Raw genomic sequence first — 1,862 nt, forward strand, 5'->3', positions numbered from 1 at the left:
GGATGAGCAAAGTCGTGAATACGGCAGCTGAGGCAGTTGCCGACATCGCGAGCGGATCCAGGCTCGCAGTGGGCGGCTTCGGGCTGTGCGGTATTCCCGACGCACTGATCGCGGCGATCGCCGACGGCGACGCCACCGATCTCGAGGTGTTCTCCAACAACTGCGGTGTCGACGACTACGGTCTCGGCATTCTGCTCGGCGCGCACCGGATCGCCAGGGTGACGGCGTCGTACGTGGGGGAGAACAAGGAGTTCGCGCGCCAGTATCTCGCCGGTGAGCTCGAAGTGGAGTTGACGCCGCAGGGGACGCTGGCCGAGCGGCTGCGAGCAGGCGGTACCGGCATCCCGGCGTTCTACACTCCGGCCGGCGTCGGCACCCCGATCGCCGAGGGCGGCTTGCCGTGGCGATACAACCCGGACGGTTCGATCGCCGTGGCGTCGCCACCGAAGGCGACGGCAGTGTTCGGTGGCCGCACGTATGTATTGGAAGAGGCGATCACCGCTGACTTCGCGCTCGTGCATGCGGACTACGGTGACACCGAAGGAAATCTCGTCTTCAACAAGACGGCGATGAACTTCAACCCGCTTGCTGCCATGGCCGGCCGGATCACCATCGCGCAGGTGGAGAACCTCGTCGAGCCGGGCGACATCGACCCCGCGCACGTGCACCTACCTGGAGTGTTCGTCGCGCGCGTCGTACACACAGGCCCACAGGAGAAGCGGATCGAGAAGCGGACCGTCTCAGGAGGCACCAAGTGACCAGTGCAGAGGAAACCCGTATCGGTTGGACTCGCCACGAGATGGCCGCTCGCGCTGCCGCCGAGATGCGGCCGGGGGAGTACGTCAACCTCGGCATCGGCCTGCCGACGCTGATCCCCAGTTACCTGCCCGAGGGCGTCAAGGTGGTCCTCCACAGCGAGAACGGCATCCTCGGTACCGGACCGTATCCGACCGATGATCAGGTCGATGCTGACCTCATCAATGCCGGTAAAGAAACCGTCACCGTCAATTCAGGCGCCGCGTTCTTCGACTCGGCTCTCTCCTTCGGCATGATCCGCGGTGGTCACATCGACACCGCGGTGCTCGGCGGGATGCAGGTATCGAAGACCGGTGACCTTGCCAACTGGATGGTGCCGGGCAAGATGGTCAAGGGCATGGGCGGGGCGATGGACCTGGTCCACGGTGCCCGCCGCGTCATCGTCGTGATGGAGCACACCGACCGCGACGGCAATCCCAAGATCGTCGAGGCCTGCACGCTGCCGCTTACCGGTCAGAGCGTCGTCAACCGGATCATCACCGACCTGGCAGTGCTGGACGTCACCGCGGACGGGCTGCAGCTTGTGGAGCTGGCTCCAGGGGTCAGCAGCGAGCACCTGAAGAGTGTGACTGGTGTGGGCTTTTCCTGAAGCTTCGTACCGTAAATCGAAGAACGCGCCGACCGCTGGTCGGCGCGTTCTTTCGTCGGTCTGTCGGCGAGTACCGATAGTCTCGATCAGCGACTGTCGAATCTTGTTCGAGCTCAGACACCCAGTACCCGGCGGCCCTGTAAATTGTCCGAGGTGACTGATGTGGATTGGGGTGTAGATCGTCGGTTGCAATTGATTGTCCCAGGGGGAGAGGTGTCGCGCGCCGCGTCTGAACGGTGCGTTTCGGCAATGCGATCGGGGGGTAGATGAGCTGGGCGATTTGTAACGAATTGCAACAAAACCGTCGATACACCGGGGTATGGATTTCTCTTGTCACCTATGTATCGGAGACAATGGGTGGTTCTGGCTCGTCGAGGTTGGATGAGGTCGGTAGCTGCTGCGAATCGGACGTTCGGCTCGCACGGGTGCGCAATGGTGTGGAAGAGAGGCTGTGGGC

Annotated in this window: 2 protein-coding genes; both read left to right on the forward strand. The window is 63.1% G+C overall.

Features of this window, described 5'->3' with window-relative positions; translation table 11 throughout:
- The first annotated feature begins 2 nt into the window (after positions 1–2).
- A complete protein-coding gene (locus P0M12_RS21535; protein ID WP_007730192.1) occupies positions 3–758 on the forward strand; it encodes a CoA transferase subunit A in 756 nt (251 codons plus the stop codon).
- A gap of 41 nt (positions 759–799) precedes the next feature.
- A complete protein-coding gene (locus tag P0M12_RS21540; RefSeq protein ID WP_039973146.1) occupies positions 800–1,405 on the forward strand; it encodes a 3-oxoacid CoA-transferase subunit B in 606 nt (201 codons plus the stop codon).
- Positions 1,406–1,862 lie beyond the last annotated feature (457 nt).

This window comes from Rhodococcus sp. RCBS9, assembly GCF_029457415.1.
Taxonomy (GTDB): domain Bacteria; phylum Actinomycetota; class Actinomycetes; order Mycobacteriales; family Mycobacteriaceae; genus Rhodococcus_F; species Rhodococcus_F qingshengii.

Excerpts from the sequence above, each read along its gene's own strand:
- P0M12_RS21535 (WP_007730192.1), top strand. The coding sequence starts at position 3 with ATGAGCAAAGTCGTGAATACGGCAGCTGAGGCAGTTGCCGACATCGCG.
- P0M12_RS21540 (WP_039973146.1), top strand. The coding sequence starts at position 800 with ATGGCCGCTCGCGCTGCCGCCGAGATGCGGCCGGGGGAGTACGTCAAC.